General features: G+C 67.7%; 14 protein-coding genes. 5 read left to right on the forward strand and 9 right to left on the reverse strand.

Going from position 1 to position 18,677, the window contains the following annotated elements; translation table 11 throughout:
* Positions 1 to 14 precede the first annotated feature (14 nt).
* The 6 genes from N5D45_RS14000 to N5D45_RS14025 all read right to left on the reverse strand — a co-directional run bounded on the left by N5D45_RS14000 (position 15) and on the right by N5D45_RS14025 (position 8,143).
* Positions 15 to 3,125 (reverse strand): error-prone DNA polymerase, encoded by a 3,111-nt coding sequence (locus N5D45_RS14000; protein WP_053443226.1) that lies wholly within the window; start codon positions 3,123 to 3,125, stop codon positions 15 to 17.
* A 6-nt stretch (positions 3,126 to 3,131) separates the two neighbouring features.
* Positions 3,132 to 4,541 (reverse strand): DNA polymerase Y family protein, encoded by a 1,410-nt coding sequence (locus N5D45_RS14005; RefSeq protein WP_049454635.1) that lies wholly within the window; start codon positions 4,539 to 4,541, stop codon positions 3,132 to 3,134.
* Between the two features lie 9 nt (positions 4,542 to 4,550).
* Entirely contained in the window at positions 4,551 to 5,165 is a 615-nt protein-coding gene (gene imuA, locus N5D45_RS14010) for a translesion DNA synthesis-associated protein ImuA (RefSeq protein ID WP_057504136.1), read from the reverse strand.
* 241 nt (positions 5,166 to 5,406) lie between these two features.
* Positions 5,407 to 6,414 carry a cyclase family protein gene (locus tag N5D45_RS14015; protein ID WP_057504137.1) on the reverse strand — a complete coding sequence of 336 codons (1,008 nt, stop codon included), beginning with the start codon at positions 6,412 to 6,414 and terminating at the stop codon, positions 5,407 to 5,409.
* Between the two features lie 35 nt (positions 6,415 to 6,449).
* The gene (locus tag N5D45_RS14020) at positions 6,450 to 7,100 is read right to left on the reverse strand and encodes a DsbA family protein (RefSeq protein ID WP_053443222.1); all 651 of its coding nucleotides are present in this window, start codon (positions 7,098 to 7,100) and stop codon (positions 6,450 to 6,452) included.
* Between the two features lie 92 nt (positions 7,101 to 7,192).
* Positions 7,193 to 8,143: a LysR family transcriptional regulator gene (locus tag N5D45_RS14025; protein WP_010485030.1), complete on the reverse strand. Its 951-nt coding sequence runs from the start codon at positions 8,141 to 8,143 to the stop codon at positions 7,193 to 7,195.
* Positions 8,144 to 8,259: 116 nt separating this feature from the next.
* Between N5D45_RS14025 and N5D45_RS14030 the strand changes: the two genes are divergently transcribed.
* Positions 8,260 to 9,138 (forward strand): sterol desaturase family protein, encoded by an 879-nt coding sequence (locus tag N5D45_RS14030; protein WP_228354611.1) that lies wholly within the window; start codon positions 8,260 to 8,262, stop codon positions 9,136 to 9,138.
* A gap of 9 nt (positions 9,139 to 9,147) precedes the next feature.
* Here the strand turns inward: N5D45_RS14030 and N5D45_RS14035 are convergent, their stop codons facing one another.
* Both N5D45_RS14035 and N5D45_RS14040 read right to left on the reverse strand, forming a co-directional pair.
* Positions 9,148 to 9,852 carry an AraC family transcriptional regulator gene (locus N5D45_RS14035; RefSeq protein WP_164194378.1) on the reverse strand — a complete coding sequence of 235 codons (705 nt, stop codon included), beginning with the start codon at positions 9,850 to 9,852 and terminating at the stop codon, positions 9,148 to 9,150.
* Positions 9,853 to 10,124: 272 nt separating this feature from the next.
* On the reverse strand, positions 10,125 to 10,559 hold the full coding sequence (locus tag N5D45_RS14040; RefSeq protein ID WP_010485036.1) for a glyoxalase/bleomycin resistance/dioxygenase family protein: 435 nt from the start codon (positions 10,557 to 10,559) through the stop codon (positions 10,125 to 10,127).
* Positions 10,560 to 10,897: 338 nt separating this feature from the next.
* Between N5D45_RS14040 and N5D45_RS14045 the strand changes: the two genes are divergently transcribed.
* Entirely contained in the window at positions 10,898 to 13,693 is a 2,796-nt protein-coding gene (locus N5D45_RS14045) for a glycoside hydrolase family 3 C-terminal domain-containing protein (RefSeq protein ID WP_164193948.1), read from the forward strand.
* Between the two features lie 124 nt (positions 13,694 to 13,817).
* Here the strand turns inward: N5D45_RS14045 and N5D45_RS14050 are convergent, their stop codons facing one another.
* Positions 13,818 to 14,723: a LysR family transcriptional regulator gene (locus N5D45_RS14050; RefSeq protein WP_164193951.1), complete on the reverse strand. Its 906-nt coding sequence runs from the start codon at positions 14,721 to 14,723 to the stop codon at positions 13,818 to 13,820.
* Between the two features lie 105 nt (positions 14,724 to 14,828).
* Here N5D45_RS14050 and N5D45_RS14055 point away from each other — a divergent pair, with 105 nt between their 5' ends.
* The 3 genes from N5D45_RS14055 to N5D45_RS14065 all read left to right on the forward strand — a co-directional run.
* Positions 14,829 to 16,190, forward strand: coding sequence for an MFS transporter (locus tag N5D45_RS14055; RefSeq protein WP_164193954.1), 1,362 nt, complete (start codon positions 14,829 to 14,831; stop codon positions 16,188 to 16,190).
* Positions 16,187 to 16,573 (forward strand): DUF4440 domain-containing protein, encoded by a 387-nt coding sequence (locus tag N5D45_RS14060; protein ID WP_019338312.1) that lies wholly within the window; start codon positions 16,187 to 16,189, stop codon positions 16,571 to 16,573. Before N5D45_RS14055 ends, N5D45_RS14060 begins: the two co-directional genes overlap by 4 nt.
* A 222-nt stretch (positions 16,574 to 16,795) precedes the next feature.
* Positions 16,796 to 18,677, forward strand: a 1,882-nt coding sequence (locus N5D45_RS14065) for a CocE/NonD family hydrolase (RefSeq protein ID WP_279939137.1), incomplete at its 3' end; no start/stop codon positions are given.

Genomic DNA, 18,677 nt, shown 5'->3' on the forward strand with positions numbered 1-18,677 from the left:
GACGTTGTGTATCGTCAGTGGAAATCGCGGCTGTGGCTGCGCAGTCCCTGCAGCAGTTCATCCAGGCAGTGCATGCGCTGCACGATGACGTGCTGCACGCCATCGACGCGTTCCAGGCGGCCATCGATCTGCATCAGCTGGGTATCGACCAGCACCCGGTGCTGGCGATCGGCCAGGTGTCGCCAGACCACGGCGTTGACCATGCCGGTCTCATCTTCGAGCGTGAGGAAGGTGACGCCGCTGGCGGTCTGCGGGCGCTGGCGCATGCGTACCAGGCCGGCGATGCGCACGCGACGGCCATGGCCATGCCCGGCCAGTTGTGCAGCGTCCAGACAGCCACGGCTGCGCAGCTGCGCGCGCAGGAACGAGATCGGGTGGCGGCCAAGTGTGGTGCCGGTGCTGCGATAATCGGCCTGCATGTCCTCCCAGGCGCTGGGCAGGGGCAACGGCACGCGGGCTTCGGCAGTGGCGCGGGCCTGGTCGAACAGTGGCAGCCGGTTTTCCACGCCGGAGATATCCCAGCGTGCACGATGGCGATGGCCACTGAGCCCACGCAGTGCACCGGCATCGGCCAGCAGGCCCTGCTGGCGGCGGTCCAGTGCGGTGCGCTGGCACAGGTCGCCCACATCGTCGAACGGGCGCTGCGCACGTTCGCGCATGATGGCCTGCACGACGGGTTCGTTGCAGCCATCGATCAGGCGCAGGCCGAGCCGGATCGCCGCCGGTCCCTTGCTGAAATCCAGCGTGCAGTCCCAGTCGCTGTGGCGCACGTCCACCGGCAGCACGCCGATGCCATGGCGGCGTGCATCCTGCAGCAGCTGGTCGGGGCTGTAGAACCCCAGCGGCTGGCTGTTGATCAGGCTGGCGGTGAACGCGGCGGGATGATGGCACTTCAGCCAGCAGCTGTTATAGGTCAGCAGGGCGAAGCTGGCAGCATGGCTTTCCGGGAAACCGTAATCACCGAAGCCCTTGATCTGCTCGAACAGGTGCTCGCCGTAGTCGCGGCTGAAGCCATTCTTCAACATGCCGGCCAGCAACTTCTCCCGATGCGGTTCCAGGCCGCCACGACGCTTCCATGCCGCCATCGAGCGGCGCAGGGCATCGGCTTGCCCAGGTGTGTAACCTGCTGCTTCCACTGCCAGCTGCATCACCTGTTCCTGGAACAATGGCACGCCCAGCGTACGCGCGAACACGCGTTCCAGCTGCGGTGGGTAGAGCGGATTGTCCGGATCGTTCAGTGCCTCCGGGCCTTGCTCGCGCAGGATCCTCCGCCGTTCCAGATAGGGGTGCACCATGTCACCCTGGATCGGGCCGGGGCGCACGATCGCCACTTCGATCACCAGATCGTAGAAGCAGCGCGGCTGCAGGCGTGGCAGCATCGCCATCTGCGCACGCGATTCGATCTGGAACACGCCGATGGTGTCGGCGGCGCAGATCATGTCGTAGGTCTTCGTATCCTTGGCAGGGATCGCATCCATGCGTCCACTGTGCAGGCCGTGCTGCTGCAGCATCGCCAGGCATTTACGGATGGCGGTGAGCATGCCCAGCGCCAGGCAGTCGACCTTCATCAGGCCGGTGGCATCCAGATCGTCCTTGTCCCACTGGACGACGGTGCGGTCGGCCATCGCCGCGTTTTCCACCGGTACCAGCGTCGACAGCGGGTGCTCTGAAATCACGAAGCCGCCCGGGTGCTGCGACAGGTGGCGCGGGAAATCGATCAGCTCGGTGGTCAGTGCCAGCAGCCGCCGCATCAGCGGTGTTTCCGGATCAAAGCCGCGCTCGCGCAGGGTCTCCGGCAGTGGTACGTGGCCGCCCCAGTGGTCCATCGCCGCGCCCAGTTCGTTGACCTGGTCCATCGGCAGGCCGAGTGCACGGGCCACGTCACGGATCGCGCTGCGGCCACGGTAACTGATTGCTACTGCGGTCAGTGCGGCGCGCTCGCGGCCATAGCGCTTGAACACGTACTGCAGCACTTCCTCGCGGCGCTCGTGCTCGAAGTCGATGTCGATATCCGGCGGCTCGTCGCGCTCGGCGGAAATGAAGCGCTCGAACAGCAGGTTGCTGCGCGCCGGGTCGATCTCGGTCACGCCCAGCACGAAGCACACCGCGGAGTTGGCCGCCGAGCCGCGGCCCTGGCAGAGGATGTCCTGGCTGCGCGCGAAGCGCACGATGTCCTGCACGGTGAGGAAGTAGGAGGCGTAGTTCTTCTGCTTGATCAACGCAAGTTCGTGTTCGATCTGCTCGCGCTGTGCCGGCTGGATGCCGTTCTTCCAGCGCCACGGGATGCCACGCTCGACCAGCACGCGCAGCCAGCTGTCCGGATCATGCCCTTCGGGCACCAGCTCACGCGGATAGGTGTACTGCAGCTGTTCCAGGGTGAAGTGGCAGCGCTCGGCGATGCGCAGGGTCTCGGCCAGCAGCTCAGGCGGGTACAGCTGGGCCAGCGCGGTGCGTGGGCGCAGGTGGCGCTCGCCATTGGGGAACAGGCGCCATCCAGCTTCGGCCACGCTGCAACGGTGGCGGATCGCGGTCAGCGTGTCCTGCAGGGCGCGGCGGCGGCGTACATGCATGTGCACATCACCACTGGCCACCAGCGGCAGGCAATGGCGTTCGCCGAAGGACTGCAGCTGCTGCAGGCGGCGTGCATCGTCGTGTTCGTGGTGCAGCTCCACCGCCAGCCACAGCCGATCATCGAAGCCGGCGCGCAGCAGTTCCAGGTCGGTGGCGGCCGGTTGCCGGTCCAGCCACAGGCACAGCAGGCCGACGGGCAGGCCGAGAAGGTCCTCGCGCAGGCAGCGGTACTCGCCCTTGGCGGCCCGCCGCCGGCAGGTGGTGATCAACTGGCAGAGCCCCGTATAGGCGGCCTGGTCGGTGCACAGCAGGGCCAGTTTCGGCCCATCCTCGACCTGGAATTCGGCGCCGACAATCAGCGCCACGCCATGCGTCTTCGCCGCCTGCCAAGCGCGTACGATGCCGGCCAGCGAGCATTCGTCGGTGATCGCCAACGCTCGATAGCCTTGGCCGGCGGCGCGCGCGAACAGTTCTTCGGCGATCGAGGCGCCACGCTGGAAACTGAAGGCCGACAGGCAGTGCAGTTCGGCGTAGCCGGGCAGTTCGCTGTGCATGGTGGCTCAGCCGAACCAGCCGTGCAGCATCCACGGCGCATGCGGGTCGTTGCGCTCACGAAAGGCCCAGCCGCGCTGGCCGTGAGCAGTTTCCACCACGTAATAGTCGCGCCGTGCATCGGCCTGATCCCACCAGCCCGATTCGATCCGCTCCGGCCCGGTGACGATGCGCAGCCGCGGATCACGCAGTGGTTGCGGCGTGTCCAGCAGCCAGCCGGGGCGCAGTGGCCAGTACGACGGAGGCTTGGCTGGCGGCTGGATGCCACTGGCGCGTTCGGGGCGATGGTCGGCCTGCACCGCCAGCGGCTGCACGGCGTCATCGCCCAGCCGCGCGCGCAGGCGCTCGCGCAGCTGGTTCCAGGGCATCGCCTGTGCCGGCCGGGTATCGAACAGGTCACGCGCGGCGGGCACGAACGGTGGCAGCTGCTCGGCCTGCAGGCGCAGTGCGCGGCTGCCGGCCGGCAGGGCAAACGCTTCCATGCGGTTGCGTGCGATCTCGAACAGCAGCGCGGGATCGCGCTCGGGCGCCAGCAGGCCGATGGTCAGCACGCTGGCCGGCAGCATGTCGTGCTCGAAATGCAGGTCGAAGCGCTGCACGCCGCCATCGCGCGAACACAGGAATGCGGCCAGGTCCAGCAGCAGGCGACGCAGCGGAAACAGCAGGGCCTGGCTGGATTCGATCTCGTATTCGAATTCGATGCGCGCATCGAAACGGTCCGGTGGCTGGTAGTAGCGCAGTGGCGCGGTGGGCAGCCCGCGCAGCGCATCCAGCTGCTGCAGCACGTCCGGTGCGAAGCGCCGGGCCAGGCTGTCGCGCGGCAGCTCGAGCACCGCACCCAGCGTGCGCAGGCCGGAACGGCCGAGTACGGTCACTGCTTCGCTGGGCAGGCCACAGCGCGGCAAGGGCAGCTGCGCCAGTGCCGCTGGCAGCTGCTGCGCATCGATGCCGAGGCCGTCGTGAACGTTGGCCAGCACGCGCGCGGCATGCGCGGTGGGCGCGGCCACCAGGCGATGGCGGAAACCAAGCTCATGCAGTTCGTTGCGCAGCCGCTGCTCGATCGTCAGCCAGTCGCCGAACAGGGCACGGCTGGCACCGATTTCCATGACCAGCGCGTGCGGAAAATCGAGGCTGACCTGCGAGCTGTAGGCATAGGCCCAGCTGGCCAGCAGCTGCCGGGTGTGCTGTTCGGCGCTGGGATCGTAATCGTGCAGATGCAGGTCCTGCACCAGTACCTGCGCAGCCGACAGCAGCATGCCCGGGCGCAGCCCCGCTGCGCGTGCCGACGGGCTGACCGCACGCAGTACGCGACGCTGTGCCGGCCCCTGCAGCAGCACCAGTGGCCGCTGCGGGTCGGGCTGCAGGCGCAGCACGCTGTCCAGCGCCAGCTGCGGCAACAACAGACAGGCCCAGTGCATGGCGCGGCCTCAGTGGGCGATGGCCAGCGGCAACGGCTGCGCCGGCGGCAGGCCGCCACGGCACTTCAGCACCCGCACCTGGCCGTGGTCGAGCTGCAGGCGCAGGCTGGCCGGGGAAGGATTGCGTGCTGCCTGCGCCTCGCGGAACACGAAGCTCAGGCACTGGCCGCTGTCGGCCGCCACCTGCAGGCGGCGCAGTGAGCGGTGATCGGGCTGGTGTGGCCAGCACAGCACTGCTGCACAGGCGGCCGAGCGCAGGCACTGCTCGGTGGCCCACAGCGCTTGTTTCGGCGCGGCGTGGATGATCTGCAGCTGGGTCAGATCCAGCCCGGCCGCTGCCCAGGCCGGAGCGTGCGGGCGATAGGGTGGGGCGACCAGCACGATCGGGCGGTCGCGCTGGCTCAGCTTCGCCAGCGCTGGCCAGACCAGAGCCAGTTCGCCGACGCCGGGCGCGGCCTGCAGTACCTCGCATAGCCCGCTGCTGGGCCAGCCGCCGCCGGGCAGGCGCGCATCCAGTGCCGGGTGACCGCTGGCCAGATGGTCGCTGGCCGGCCCCTGGCGGGCCGGGCCGCGCCACAGCTGGCGGCCGTCAAGCAGCCGGTCGAGGGCGACGACGGCACCCATCAGCGGGTCCTCCAGGGGAGGCGCCGGGCAGGCTGGAAGCGGCAGGAACGGGCGGAAACGGCGGGCATGACGCGAGTATCGACGGGCCGGTATCAGGGGCTGAGACCGGACATGCTACTCGCCTTGTGAGTAGAATTACTAATGAAATCGGAGGATCGGATTTCAGGTTGCTGAAGGGGTAGGGGTGCCGACCAAGGTCGGCTCCCCGGCATGGCCCGGCGCTACCCGGGTATGTCCCCGGTTACGGGCGGACCGGCAGCGCGACCGGGCGCAGCGGCGCGGCATCGCCACCGCGGATCTTCAGCGGGCCGCCGATGAAGGCGAACTCGTAGACCTTGTCGTGGGCCAGTTCGTCCAGCGCCACCAGCTCGATGATCGGCGCGCCCTGCTGGGCCAGCAGGTAGGTGTGCAGCGGCACGTAGTCGTCGGACACCTCCGAGGGGAAGGTCTCGAAGCTGAGGTTGTCGGCACCGACGATCATCGCGCCGCTGTCCTCGATCAGGAAGCGCGCCGCGTCCAGGCCCATGCCCGGCGGGTTGGCCATGTAGGCCTTGGGCTGTTCGAACAGGCGCATGCGGCCGGTGCGGATCAGCACCACGTCGCCCTGCTGCAGTTTCACCTTCTGGCGTGCCAGCGCATCCTTCAGGTCCTGGCGGGTGACGCGGTAGCTGTCCGGCAGCATGTCCACGCCCTTGGCGGTGGCCACGTCGATCAGCACGCCACGCGCGATCAACGGCGGGAACTTCTCGATGCCGGTGACATTCCAGCCACGGTCGCCGAGGTGTTTGTCGGCCTCGAAGCCATTCCAGATCTTTCCATGGATGCCGAAGTGGTTCAGCGCATCGATGTGGGTGCCGGTGTGGCTGTACATCGAGAACGCGGTGCCGGTGTAGCTACGGGTGAGGTTCATGGTTTCGCCCACGCCCATCGGATCATCCATCACCGTGCCGCGCGGGGTGTGGGTCATCCAGAACTGGTAGTGCGGGTCGCCGGCATCCTGCCAGCTGGGCATGCCGACGTAGTACTCGGTGGCCAGGTCATAGGCCTTGCCGCCGCTGACCCGCGACAGGATCGCCGCACGCGAGGCCTCGGTGATCAGGTTGAGGCGGCCGATCTCGTCCTTCGGCCCCCAGGGGCTGGTGCCGACCTGCTGGCCGGAGGGTACGCGTTCGTGCGCGGACACGGTGGTGGAAGCGGCGGTGCCGGCCAGCAGCAGGGCCAGCGCGGTGGCCAGGGTACGTGGGGTCATGGGGAATCTCCTTGCAGGGTGGGGGAGGGTGCGGCTCAGGCCGCGACCAGGTGCGCCAGGGCCTGGCGCAGGTGTGGCAGCGGCAGGGTCTGCAGGCGCAGGCCGTTGCCGCCGATCACGGTGGGTATGGAACGGATGCCGAGGGCAGCGGCTTCGGCGCGATCGACCTGCACGCGCTGGCGTACTGCGTCGCTGCGCATGTGGTCAGCGAAGGCGCCACGTGGATGGCCCAGCGCTTCGGCGATATCCAGCAGGACTTCGGCGTCGCCGATGTTGCGGTGCTGGTGCAGGTGCGCCCACTGCACGGCATCGAACATCGCGCCATGGGCGTCGTTGCCACCGAGCATGCCGGCAGCCTGGCAGGCCAGTGCGCCGAGCCAGCCGGACGGATACTCGAAGTCCTGCGCGCGCATGCCTTCGATATCGATGCGCGCGGTGTCTTCATGCGCGGCGCAGTCGGTCCAGTGGCGCAGGATGATCGCCTTGGCGCGCTCCATCGAGCCGAACACCTCGACCATCTGTGCGCGCGAGTCCTGCAGCACGAAGCTGCGGTGGCGCACCTGGATGGCGAGTTCGGCGGAGACCTGCTTCAGGCGCGGGGCCAGCACGAAGCACCAGCCGCAGACCACGTCGTGGAAGAAATCGACCACCGGCGCGGCGGTGGCGGGGGAAGGAACGGAAGACATCTGCCTGCCATCGGTGAGAGGGGAGGCGGCAGAGTAGGCAGCGCGGCGTGGCCGAAACAGCACGCCGCGGGCAGCTCAGTTTTCGCTGGCGGTTACGAATCCAGGCCAGCGCAGCCGGGCAGCTCGGCGTGCAGGAAATCGATGAAGGCGCGTACCTTGGGTTGCAGATGGCGCGACGTGGGGTAGACCGCATGCACGAAGCGCGGCGGATAGCGGTGGTCGGGCAGCACCTGCTGCAGTTCGCCCTGGGCCAGTGCCGGCGCGGCCAGGAACGAGGGCAGGGCACCGATGCCCATGCCGGCCACCAGCAGGTCGCGCAGCAGCAAGCTGTTGTTGACGGTGACGCGCGCGGGCAGGGTGATTGTCACCTGGCCATCGGGACCGAGCAGCGGCCAGCTGCCGGGGGAGTCGGACAGGCTGTAGGCCAGCACGCTGTGCGCCTGCAGATCGTCCACCGCCTGCGGTGCCGGATGCTGCCGCAGGTAGGACGGGGCCGCGCACAGCACCTGCTGCAGCGACGCCAGCCGGCGCGCCACCAGGCGTGAATCATCCAGTTCGGCACGCAGCCGCAGCGACACATCGAAACCCTCACCGACTGCATCGAGCAGGCGATCTTCCATCACCAGGTCCAGCGACAACTGTGGATGCTGCTGCAGGAAGCGCGGCAGCAGCGGCGACAGCGTGCTCAGTGCGAATGACTGCGGCGCGTTCACGCGCAGGCGCCCGGCCACCTCGCCGCGCTGTTCGGCGATGCCGCGTTCCAGCGCTTCCAGCTCGTCGAGCAGGCGGCAGCATTCGCGGTAATAGGCGTGGCCGGTTTCGGTCAGGCTCATGCGCCGCGTGGTCCGCTGCAGCAGCACCACGCCCAGGTGCGTTTCCAGCGTGCGCAACTGCTTGCTCAGGCCGGCCGGCGACATGCCCAGGTCTTCGGCGGCACGAGCGAGCCCGCCGCGTTCGACGATGCGGCGGAAGGCGCGCATCAGGTTGAAGGAGTCCATGCCGGTCCCGGGCGCGATGAGAGCGTCATTGTAGATCCACGCCATGCGTGGATGTGGGAAGCGTGGTGCCCGCAGGGTTGCGCCGTTTGTTCAAGCCAGCAACCCACACGCCACGCCAGCATGCAGGCCCCTCACTTCCCGGGTTGCCCATGAAGCACTGGATGCTCCGCCTGTATGCCCCGCTGTTCCTGCTTGGATTCGTCGCCACTGCCGTCGTCTGGGTCGGCCACTGCCATGGCGATCCGTTGTGGCTGCTGGCCCTGCTGGCGATCGCCATTGCGGTTTCGTTCGTCGCCGAGCGCGCCTGGCCGTATGACCCTGCGTTCAACCGCGACCACGGCGACCGTGTGCGTGACGCCCTGCACGCGCTGGTCAACGAAGGCCTGAACCTGTTGTCGATCGCGGCGGTGCCGCTGCTGGCGGCGATCATTCCGTGGCAGTTGTGGCCGCTGCAGTGGCCGTTCGCACTGCAGCTACTGGTGGCGATCATCGCTGCCGATCTCGGCATCACCCTGGTGCACTACGCCAGCCATCGCATCGGCTGGTTGTGGCGGCTGCATGCGGTGCACCACAGCGTCACCCGCATGTACGGCTTCAACGGGCTGATGAAACACCCACTGCACCAGGCCGCCGAAGCGGTGGGCGGCGTGCTGCCGCTGCTGGTGCTGGGCCTGCCGATGCCGGTAGCCGCGGTGCTGGCCTTCGCCATCGCCATCCAGCTGTTGCTGCAGCATTCCAACGTGGACATGCGCCCGGGTGTGCTGGGCCGGATCATGGCGTGGGCGCCGCTGCACCGCTTCCACCACATGCGTTACGGCACCGCCGGCGACGTCAACTTCGGCCTGTTCCTGACCGTCTGGGATCATCTGCTGGGGACCGCTTTCGATGCGCCGGGCTATCGGCTGCAGCATCGCGACCTTGGCATCGGCAGCCAACCGGACTATCCGCGCGATTATCCGGGACAGCTGCTGGCGCCGTTCCGCGAACTGCCGCATGGCGAGGTGCCGGAGCTGCCGGAAGGTCTGCGCAGGCGCGGATGATGGGCTGTGTCAGGCCGCGTGAAGCTGCAGGCCCTGCAGTTGCGCGGCACTGATGCCGAACATGCGGCGCAGGCTGCGCGACAGATGGGCCAGATCGGCGAATCCAGCGGCATGCGCACTGTCGGTCAGGCTGTGGCCGTTCAGATGATGCGTGAGTGCATTGCGCAGGCGTTGCCACAGTACCCAGCCGCGGAGTGTCACCGCCAGGTCGGACTGGAAACGCCGGTGCAGCTGGCTGGCCGACAGGTGCGCCGCCTCGGCGATATCGGCGGCCGGCACCGGGTCAGGCAGGTGCTGGGCGATACGGGCCAATGCCGCCTGCACGCGGCGGTCCAGCGGTTGTGGGCGGCTCAGCCGTGGCAGCCAGTCGCGTAGCTCCATGGTATTGCCCGGCAGTGCGTGCAGATGCTGCTGGATCTGCGTGGAATCGGCATGCGCGGGTTCGAGGAACACCGTGCAGCCCGCTTCCGGCGCCGACAGGATCGCATGCGTCTGGAAGGAGGGCAGCCACAGCCGTTGGCCCTGCTGCCGTACGCCATCGACTTCGACCTGCCAGGGCGTACCGTCGCTCAGCAGCAGTTGATGGGCGTAGTGCGCATGTACGCTGCTGTCACCGGCATGGCCCTGCAGCACCGCCACGTGAGCATCCAGCAGCAGCGTGCCATTCCAGGGCAGGGCGGGGGAGGACATGGAGGGATTGTAGATCCACGCCATGCGTGGATGAATCTCCATCGAAATCGATTAATTCGACGATTGATCGAAGAGCACCCACGCCTGGCGTGGATCTACTGCAGATTGCGGCGAATTGTCGAAGGCGGGGTGGGTCCGGTTGCGGGGGCGTGAGCGCCATGGATGGCGCAACCGAGGCTACATGGACGTACTTGCGCCGTCCCCCGCAACCGGACCCACCCCGCCACCCCACAGGAACCCAGCTTTTGCTTCTGCTGTTGCATTGGCCGTTGCCTCTGCGGGTGCCGGGCGCACTCTCACCGCCCGTGCGGATCCGGCCGGTGATGCACGTACTCGACCACCGTGCCATCGGGATGCACCGCATTGAACGCCGCCCCGGTCGGCACCACCTGCAGCGGGAAGATGATCTCGGCACCGGCCGCGACCAGTTTGTCGTGATAGGGCCGAACGTCATCGACCAGCAGCGTCCCCGTGGTCGAAGTGAATGGCGCCAGCGCCTCATCGCAACCTTCGATCAGCAGGAATGCACCGACCATCGCCAGGCGTAGGCCGGCATCGGGAAACGGGAAGCCCGCATCGGCCACCACACCCTGCAACTGCTCGTAGAACGCCACGCTGCGCTCCAGTTCGCCAGGGGCAACGAATACCCGGATCAGCACGCGTGGGCTGCGCTGGGTGGAGGTATCACAGCGGTCACGCCAGAGATGATCGAAGTCGCGGTGTATGTTCATGGGCGGGGGCCAGGGCCGGTGACACCTCATTATCGGCAGCCCCACGCGGCCTGCTGATGACCGCCGGTGATGGCCTGATAACCGCTGGCCGGGTTGCCTCTGTGACTTAGGTCCTGTTGACAGGTGTGAACGCCCTCGCACAATCTTCACAGGATTGGGTCGCCCTGCGCGGCCCGGACAGGCAGGTTGTCACGCCGGGAGGAGGGTCCCAGGCGCAGACCGGCCCGTCCTTCGGCCTGCGGGAGGTTGCCTGGCAATTCCTGCGCGGCATGAACGCTGCACCCTTCGGCGGCACTTTCCCTGGACCGATTGCCTTGGCAACGGAATTACGCCTGCCGATGAAAACGTTTACAAAGCCGCTTGCACTGTCCCTGGCCCTGTCTGTCGCACTGGCCGCCCCGGCCTGGGCCGACCCCGCCGCGTTCACTGTGCTGACCCTGGAACAGGCCCCGACCGCCGAGACGATGCCGGCCTTGGCCGCCCAGCTGAAGACCCTGCAGGTGGACGCGGTGAGCGTGCGCCAGGTGCAGCGCGGCATTGGCCAGGTCGATCCGCTGCAGGTGCTGGCCGATGGCCTGGGCTACGAGTACCGCTTCATCGCCGCCGGCAGGGACGATGGCCAGATCCAGCGCGGCCAGGCCGTGCTGACCCGGCTGCCGATCGCCGCTGAATCCGGCCCGGACCAGCCGGGCCTGAGCTACCTGCGCCTGGACGATGGCCGCCACACGGTGGCGGTCTATACCGATGCCGGTGCAGGTGCCGCCCGGCTGCCAGCGCTGGTCACCCGTTCGCGGCTGGGTGCACCGGCGGTGCTGCTCGGTGCGGTGGCCGGTGAATCGGCCAAGGCCGCCGGCTTCGATCCGGCGCGTGTCGCCCTGGAAGCCGATGCCAGCTATTTCAGCGATGGTTTCCAGGCCGCCAGCAGTGCGCCGTTCAAGCTGGAAGGCAACACCCTGCGCGCCACCCTGCTGACCCTGGCCTATGCCGCCGACAAACATGGCGACAGGCCGTGGATGGACACCACCCTCAACGCCGATGCGCGCGCTGCGCTGCTGCTGAAGGCGATGACCGAGGACGAGAAGTTCCAGATGCTGCACAGCTACTTCGGGCTGGGCAAGGACGGTGGCCCGCTGCCGGAAGGCGCGGTCGGTTCGGCCGGTTACGTGCCGGGCGTGGCGCGGCTGGGCATTCCGTCGCAGCAGTCGGCCGATGCCGGCGTCGGCGTGACCAATCCGGGCGGCATCCGCCCGGGTGATTTCGCCACGGCGATGCCATCGGGCCCATCCACCGCATCGAGCTGGAACCGGCAGGTCGCCTTCGCGGGTGGCGCGACCATGGGCCGCGAGGCATGGCAGCAGCGCTTCAACATCCTGCTGTCGGGCAGCGTCAACCTGCAACGTGATCCGCGCAATGGCCGCAACTTCGAATATGCCGGTGAAGATCCGCTGCTGGCCGGTTCGATGGTCGGCGCGCTGATCCAGGGCGTGCAGAGCCAGCATGTGATCTCCTCGATGAAGCACTTCGCGCTGAACGACATGGAGACCCGCCGCAACTTCCACGACGTGCGCATTGGCGAACAGGCCATGCACGAGTCGGACCTCCTGGCCTTCGAGATCGCGCTGGAAGCCGGCCGCCCGGGCGTGGCGATGTGCTCGTACAACAAGATCAACGGCACCTACGGCTGCGAGAACGGCTACCTGATGAACCAGGTGCTGAAGCAGGAATGGAAGTTCCCCGGTTTCGTGATGTCCGACTGGGGTGGCGTGCACAGCGGTTCGAAGGCGGCGCTGGCCGGCCTGGACCAGCAGTCGGCCGGCGAAGTGTTCGACGCGGCGGTGTTCTTCGATGAGCCGCTGCGCTTGGCCGTGCATGGCGGCGTGGTGCCGCAGGCGCGCCTGAATGACATGGTCGCGCGCATCCTGCGCACGATGTTCCTGCATGGCAACTTCGACAACCCGCCGCAGCACCAGAAGGTCGATGCCGAGGCCGGCTTCGCCGTCGCCCAGCGCACGGTGGAAGAGGGCAGCGTGCTGCTGCGCAATGAAGGCAACCTGCTGCCGCTGGCCGACACGGTGAAGCGCATCGTCATCATCGGTGGCCACGCCGACAAGGGCGTGATTGGTGGCGGCGGTTCGTCGATGGTGGGCGTGACCGCCAAGGGCACCAATGCAGTGCCGGGCGTGCTGCCGACCACCTGGCCGGGCCCGGTGATCTTCCACCCGTCCTCGCCGCTGGAATCGCTGCGCGCAGCGCGTCCGGACGCGACCATCGAGTACGTGGACGGCACCAACGCCGCCGCCGCGGCCAGGGCTGCCGCGCAGGCCGACGTCGCCATCGTGTTCGCCACCCAGTGGGCCGCCGAATCGGTGGATCTGCCGGACATGCAGTTGCCGGACAACCAGGACGCGCTGATCTCGGCGGTGGCCAAGGCCAACCCGAAGACGGTGCTGGTGCTGGAAACCAATGGGCCGGTGCGCACGCCATGGCTGGCGCAGGTGCCGGCGATGCTGCAGGCCTGGTACCCGGGCATCCGCGGTGGCGAAGGCATTGCCGCGCTGTTGACCGGCCAGGTCAATCCGTCCGGCCGCCTGCCGGTGACCTGGGTGGTGGACGAATCGCAGCTGCCGCGCCCGCACATCGACGGCCTCGGCTTCAAGCCGGCCAAGCCGTTCGGTGATGTGTTCGATTTCGATATCGAAGGTGCCAACGTCGGTTACAAGTGGATGGCGGCCAAGGGCCTGAAGCCCACCTTCGCGTTCGGTCATGGCCTGTCCTACACCTCGTTCGCCTATGAAAACGTCAAGGTGAGTGTGGAAGGCTCGCGCCTGGTCGCCAGCGTGGACATTCGCAACACCGGCAAGCGCGCCGGTGCCGACGTGGCCCAGCTGTACCTGAAGCTGCCGGCCGGCAGCACCACGCCGATCCGCCTGATCGGCTATGACAAGGTGACCCTGCAGCCGGGCGAACAGCGCCGCATCCGCATCGAAGCCGAGCCGAAGACCCTGGCCCACTACGATGCACAGGCGCGCCAGTGGAAGATCGACGGCGGCACCTACCAGGTGCAGCTGTCGCGTAATGCCGCCGAGCCGCTGCAGACGGTGGACGTGCAGCTGATGGAGCAGGTGCTGCGCTGATGCCTTGAAGACACGGCCCCGGAAGGGGCCGTGTTTGTTTGAGGTGTTTCTGTAGAGCCGAGCCCACGCTCGGCTGATGAACGGCCAAGGCCGAGCCGACACGCAGCCGAGCATGGGCTCGGCTCTACACAGGCGCGCTGCCAAACCACCCGCGCAGGAAATCGATCAGCTGACGCACCTTCGGCGAGGGCTGCGTGCTGTGCGGGTAGACCGCGTACACGCTCTGCTGCGGGAAGCGGTGCTGGCGCAGTACCGGTCGCAGCCGACCCTGGGCCAGATCGTCCTCGATCAGCCAGCGCGGCAGCACGGTGACGCCGGCACCGGCCACGGCGAAGGCGCGCAGGCTGCTGGCACCATCCACGCGCACCACCGCGTTGCCGGGGTTGGTGGCGAACAGGGCATCGCTGCCATCCGGTGCCACCACCGGCACGTCGGCCAGACGCGGGTAGCCCAGGCGGGGCAGGGAACCCAGCTGCACGGGGTCATCGGCAGCATCGGCAGAGGGCAGGCGTGCCAACAGGGACGGAGCCGCTACCGCGCACAGTGGATGCCGTTCCAGTTCGCTGGCATGCAGCCCAGAGTCCGGCAGGCGGCCGAGGCGGATCGCCAGGTCGAAGCGTTCGGGAATCAGGTCGGCCGGTGCCGGTGAGGTCGACAGGTGCAGCTGCAGGGCCGGGTGCCGCGCACGGAACGCCTCCAACGCAGGAATCAAGCGGAGCTGGGCGTACTCCGGCGTGGTGGTCAGGCGCAGTACGCCCTGCAGCTGGTGCTGGTCGCGGCGCGCGGCATCGATCGCCGCTTGGGCGGCGTCCAGCGCCCGCACGCAGTGCTGCAGGAACTGCTCGCCAGCCTCGGTCAGGGCCAGGTGCCGGGTACTGCGCAGCAGCAGGGTCACGCCCAGCTCCTGTTCCAGCCGCTTCAGGTTGAAGCTGACCACCGCGCGGCTGAGGCCGAGGCGATCGGCGGCGGCGGTCAGGCTGCCGGCCTCGACCACGGCGCGGAAGATATCGAAGCGATCGAGGCTGACCATGGCGGTCTATTGTCAAAACAGATTTGACAGTCTTGCAGCTGTCGTCGTGTTTTTCCAACAAGGCCCGCACGGCATGCTGGCCGCTTCTCTGCTGGAGCGCCGCCGATGCCGTCCCCCCGCCTGCGCCATGAGGCGATCTTCCTGCTGGTGTTCGCCCTGGATCTGGTCAACATGTTCATCGCCACGGTGGCCTATCCGGCCTTGGCGGCGGAACTGCACGCTGATATCAGCACCCTGGCCTGGGTCGGCACCGCCTACATGCTGGGCCTGAGCGTGGTGATTCCGTTGGCGCCCTGGCTGGCTGCGCGCTGCGGCGAGCGTCGCTTGCTGCTGGTGGCGTTGCTGTTGTTCGCGGTTGCCGCTGTGCTGGCTGGCGCAGCGCCGGGTATCGGCTGGCTGCTCGGCTGGCGCCTGCTGCAGGGGCTGGCCGGTGGCCTGCTGATTCCGGTCGCGCAGGCCGCGGCGTACCGGCAATGCACGGCGGATCAGCGAGGTGCACTGACCCGGCGCATCCTGCTGGTGGCGTTGCTGGTACCGGCACTGGCGCCCGCGTTGGGCGGGTTGTTGGTGCAGTGGTTGGCCTGGCGCGGCGTGCTCTGGGCCAGCCTGCCCTTGGCGGTGGTGGCGATCGCGCTTGTGCTGGCATGGATGCCGGCCGATGGCGTGCGCAGTGCGCCGCGGCTGCAGGCCTATGCGCTGTCCACCGCGATGCTGGCGCTGGGCGCGCTGCTGCTGGCGCTGACCTGGCTGGGTGAGTCCGGACACCGCGGCGCAGGTGCCGTGTTGTTGCTGGTCGCACTGCTGCTGGCGGTGGCCCACCTGCGGCATGCGCGTCGGCAGGCGCAGCCCCTCCTGCGCTGGTCGTTGCTGTCGCATCGTGGGCTGCGGCTGGCGATGCTGATCTATCTGGCCGTACCCGGTGTATTCATCGGCAGCCAGCTGGTCAGTACCCTGCAGCTCCACCAGGCCGGTTACAGCGCGGCACGCATCGGCGCGCTGATGCTGCCGTGGGCGCTGGCCTCGGCCACTGCGATCACGGCCAGCAAGCGCCTGCTGGCTCGCTTCGGCCCGGCCACGGTACTGCGTACGGGCATGCTGCTGCAGGCCAGCGGCCTGCTGTTGATGGCGCTGCTGCCGCAGCCGGCCTTCGCGTTGGCCGCGCTGTTGTTCGCGCTGATGGGGGCGGGCGGCAGCCTGTGCAGCAGCACGGCGCAGACGCTGGCCTTCCATGGCGTGGAGGGTGAAGCGCTGGGCGATGCCAGTGCCCTCTGGAACCTCAACCGTCAGCTCAGCTTCTGCCTCGGTACCGCCGCCATTGCGCTGCTGCTGGCATTGGCCATGCAATGGCTGCCGGCAAACGCCACGCGCGTGGCGCTGGGGCTGGCCGCCGTACTGACTCTGCTGCCGATGGTATTGCTGCGCCGGCCGCAATCGATCTCTCTTTCCCAACCCGAGACAATGCAATGACGATGACCGCAGAGAACGAGTTCCATGATCTGATCGCCAAGCTGCAGGCCTGGTTCCGTGCGGAAGCAGCCGCCAGTACGCTGGATGCGCTGATGGATCATTTCTGCACCGACTTCAGCATGGTCGGTATTGCCGGGCAGCGCCTGGACCGCGAAGCCCTGGCCGGCATGTTCGCTGGCGGCCATGGTGCCCGCCCGGGCTTGCGTATCGAAATCGATGCCCTGCAGTTCATTGCGGTGCCGGCACCGTTGGCGATGCTGCGCTACCGTGAAGGGCAGGGCGTTGCTGAAGGTGGGATGGCTTGGCGTGAAGCACTGGCCGTGCTGCGGCAGGAAGACGGCCGTTGGCGTTGGCTGGCGTTGCATGAAGTGACGGCAGCCTGATGTTGTAGAGCCGAGCCCAGGCTCGGCTGCTCTTCGGGGAGGTTGCGGTGGCCCCAGCCGAGCGTGGGCTCGGCTCTACAACGGCCAGATGGATGCGTGCCCGTCGGGCAGCACATGTGCCATCAGTCCTGCCTGCATCCACCGCAGAATGCAAAGCCCGCACACACTTCACGGCTCGGGGCAGGAGTAGGCTTGAGGCTTTCCTGCCGGGAGGGGTTGTCCATGCGTGTGCGTGCCGTCGCTGTAGCCATTGCCCTTTGCCTGTCCAGCACCGTGCTGGCCGCCGATACCCCGCCGATGACCCCGGACATCAGCGGCAAGCCCTTCGTTGCCCCTGATGTCGGTCGCGACTACGACAAGCGCGTGGTGATGGTGCCGATGCGTGACGGCACCAAGCTGTATACGGTGATCGTGGTGCCCAAGGGCGCCCGCAACGCGCCGATCCTGCTGACCCGCACACCTTACGATGCCGCTGGCCGCGCCAGCCGCAGTGATTCGCCACGCATGCGCGACCTGCTACCGCAGGGCGACGAGGTGTTCGTCGACGGCGGTTACATCCGCGTGTTCCAGGACATCCGCGGCAAGTACGGCTCCGAAGGCGATTACGTGATGACCCGGCCGCTGCGCGGGCCGTTGAACAACACCAAGGTGGACCACTCCACCGATGCCTGGGACACCATCGACTGGCTGGTGAAGAACGTACCGGAGAGCAATGGCAAGGTCGGCATGCTCGGCTCGTCGTACGAGGGCTTCACCGTGGTGATGGCGCTGACCGACCCGCATCCGGCACTGAAGGTGGCTGCGCCGCAGAGCCCGATGGTCGATGGCTGGATGGGCGACGACTGGCTCAACTACGGTGCGTTCCGCCAGGTCAACTTCAACTATTTCGCGATGCAGACCGAGAAGCGCGGCAAGGGCACGCCGCTGCCCAGCCTCGGCTACGACGACTACAGCACCTTCCTGCGCATCGGTTCGGCCGGCGACTACGCGCGCTTCACCGGTGTGGACCAGCTGACCTGGTGGAAGAAGCTGGTCGAGCATCCGGCCTATGACGGGTTCTGGCAGGGCCAGGCGCTGGATGCGGTGATGGCGAAAACACCGCTGAAGGTGCCGACCATGTGGCTGCAGGGCCTGTGGGACCAGGAGGACATGTGGGGTGCCAACCATGCCTACCAGGCAATGGAAGGGCGCGACAGCGGCAACAACCGCAATTACCTGGTGATGGGGCCGTGGCGGCACAGCCAGGTGAACTACAGCGGCAGCGAACTGGGCGCGCTGAAGTTCGATGGCGATACCGCGCTGCAGTTCCGCCGTGATGTACTCAAGCCGTTCTTCGACCAGTACCTGGTGGACGGTGCGCCGAAGGCGGACACGCCGCCGGTGCTGATCTACAACACCGGTGAGAACCACTGGGATCGCCTGAAGGGTTGGCCGCGCAGCTGCGACAAGGGCTGTGCCGCCAGCAGCAAGCCGCTGTTCCTGCGCGCCGGCGGCAAGCTGGCGTTCCAGGCGCCGGCGGCGGGCGAGGGCGACTTCGAGGAGTATGTGTCCGATCCGGCCAAGCCGGTGCCGTTCGTGCCGCGCCCGGTACGTTTCGGTGACCGCGACATGTGGACCACCTGGCTGGTCAAGGACCAGCGCTTCGTCGATGGTCGCCCGGACGTGCTGACCTTCATCACCGAACCGCTGGCCGCGCCGCTGCGCATCGGCGGCGCACCGGTGGTGCATCTGCAGGCCTCGACCAGTGGCACCGACAGCGACTGGGTGGTGAAGTTGATCGATGTGTATCCGGACCAGGAAGCGTCCACGCCGGAGATGGGGGGCTATGAGTTGCCGGTGTCGCTGGCGATCTTCCGTGGCCGCTACCGCGAGAGCTTCAGTGATCCGAAGCCGCTGGCGGCCAACGAAGTGCTGCCGTACCGCTTCGATCTGCCCAACGCCAACCACACCTTCCAGAAGGGGCACCGGGTGATGGTGCAGGTGCAGTCCAGCCTGTTCCCGCTGTACGACCGCAACCCGCAGACCTACGTGCCGAACATCTACCTGGCCAAGCCGGGCGATTACCAGAAGGCCACGCAGCGGGTCTGGCACAGCGCGGCACAGG

The organism is Stenotrophomonas sp. GD03819 (genome assembly GCF_029841665.1).
GTDB classification, from domain to species: Bacteria; Pseudomonadota; Gammaproteobacteria; order Xanthomonadales; family Xanthomonadaceae; genus Stenotrophomonas; species Stenotrophomonas geniculata.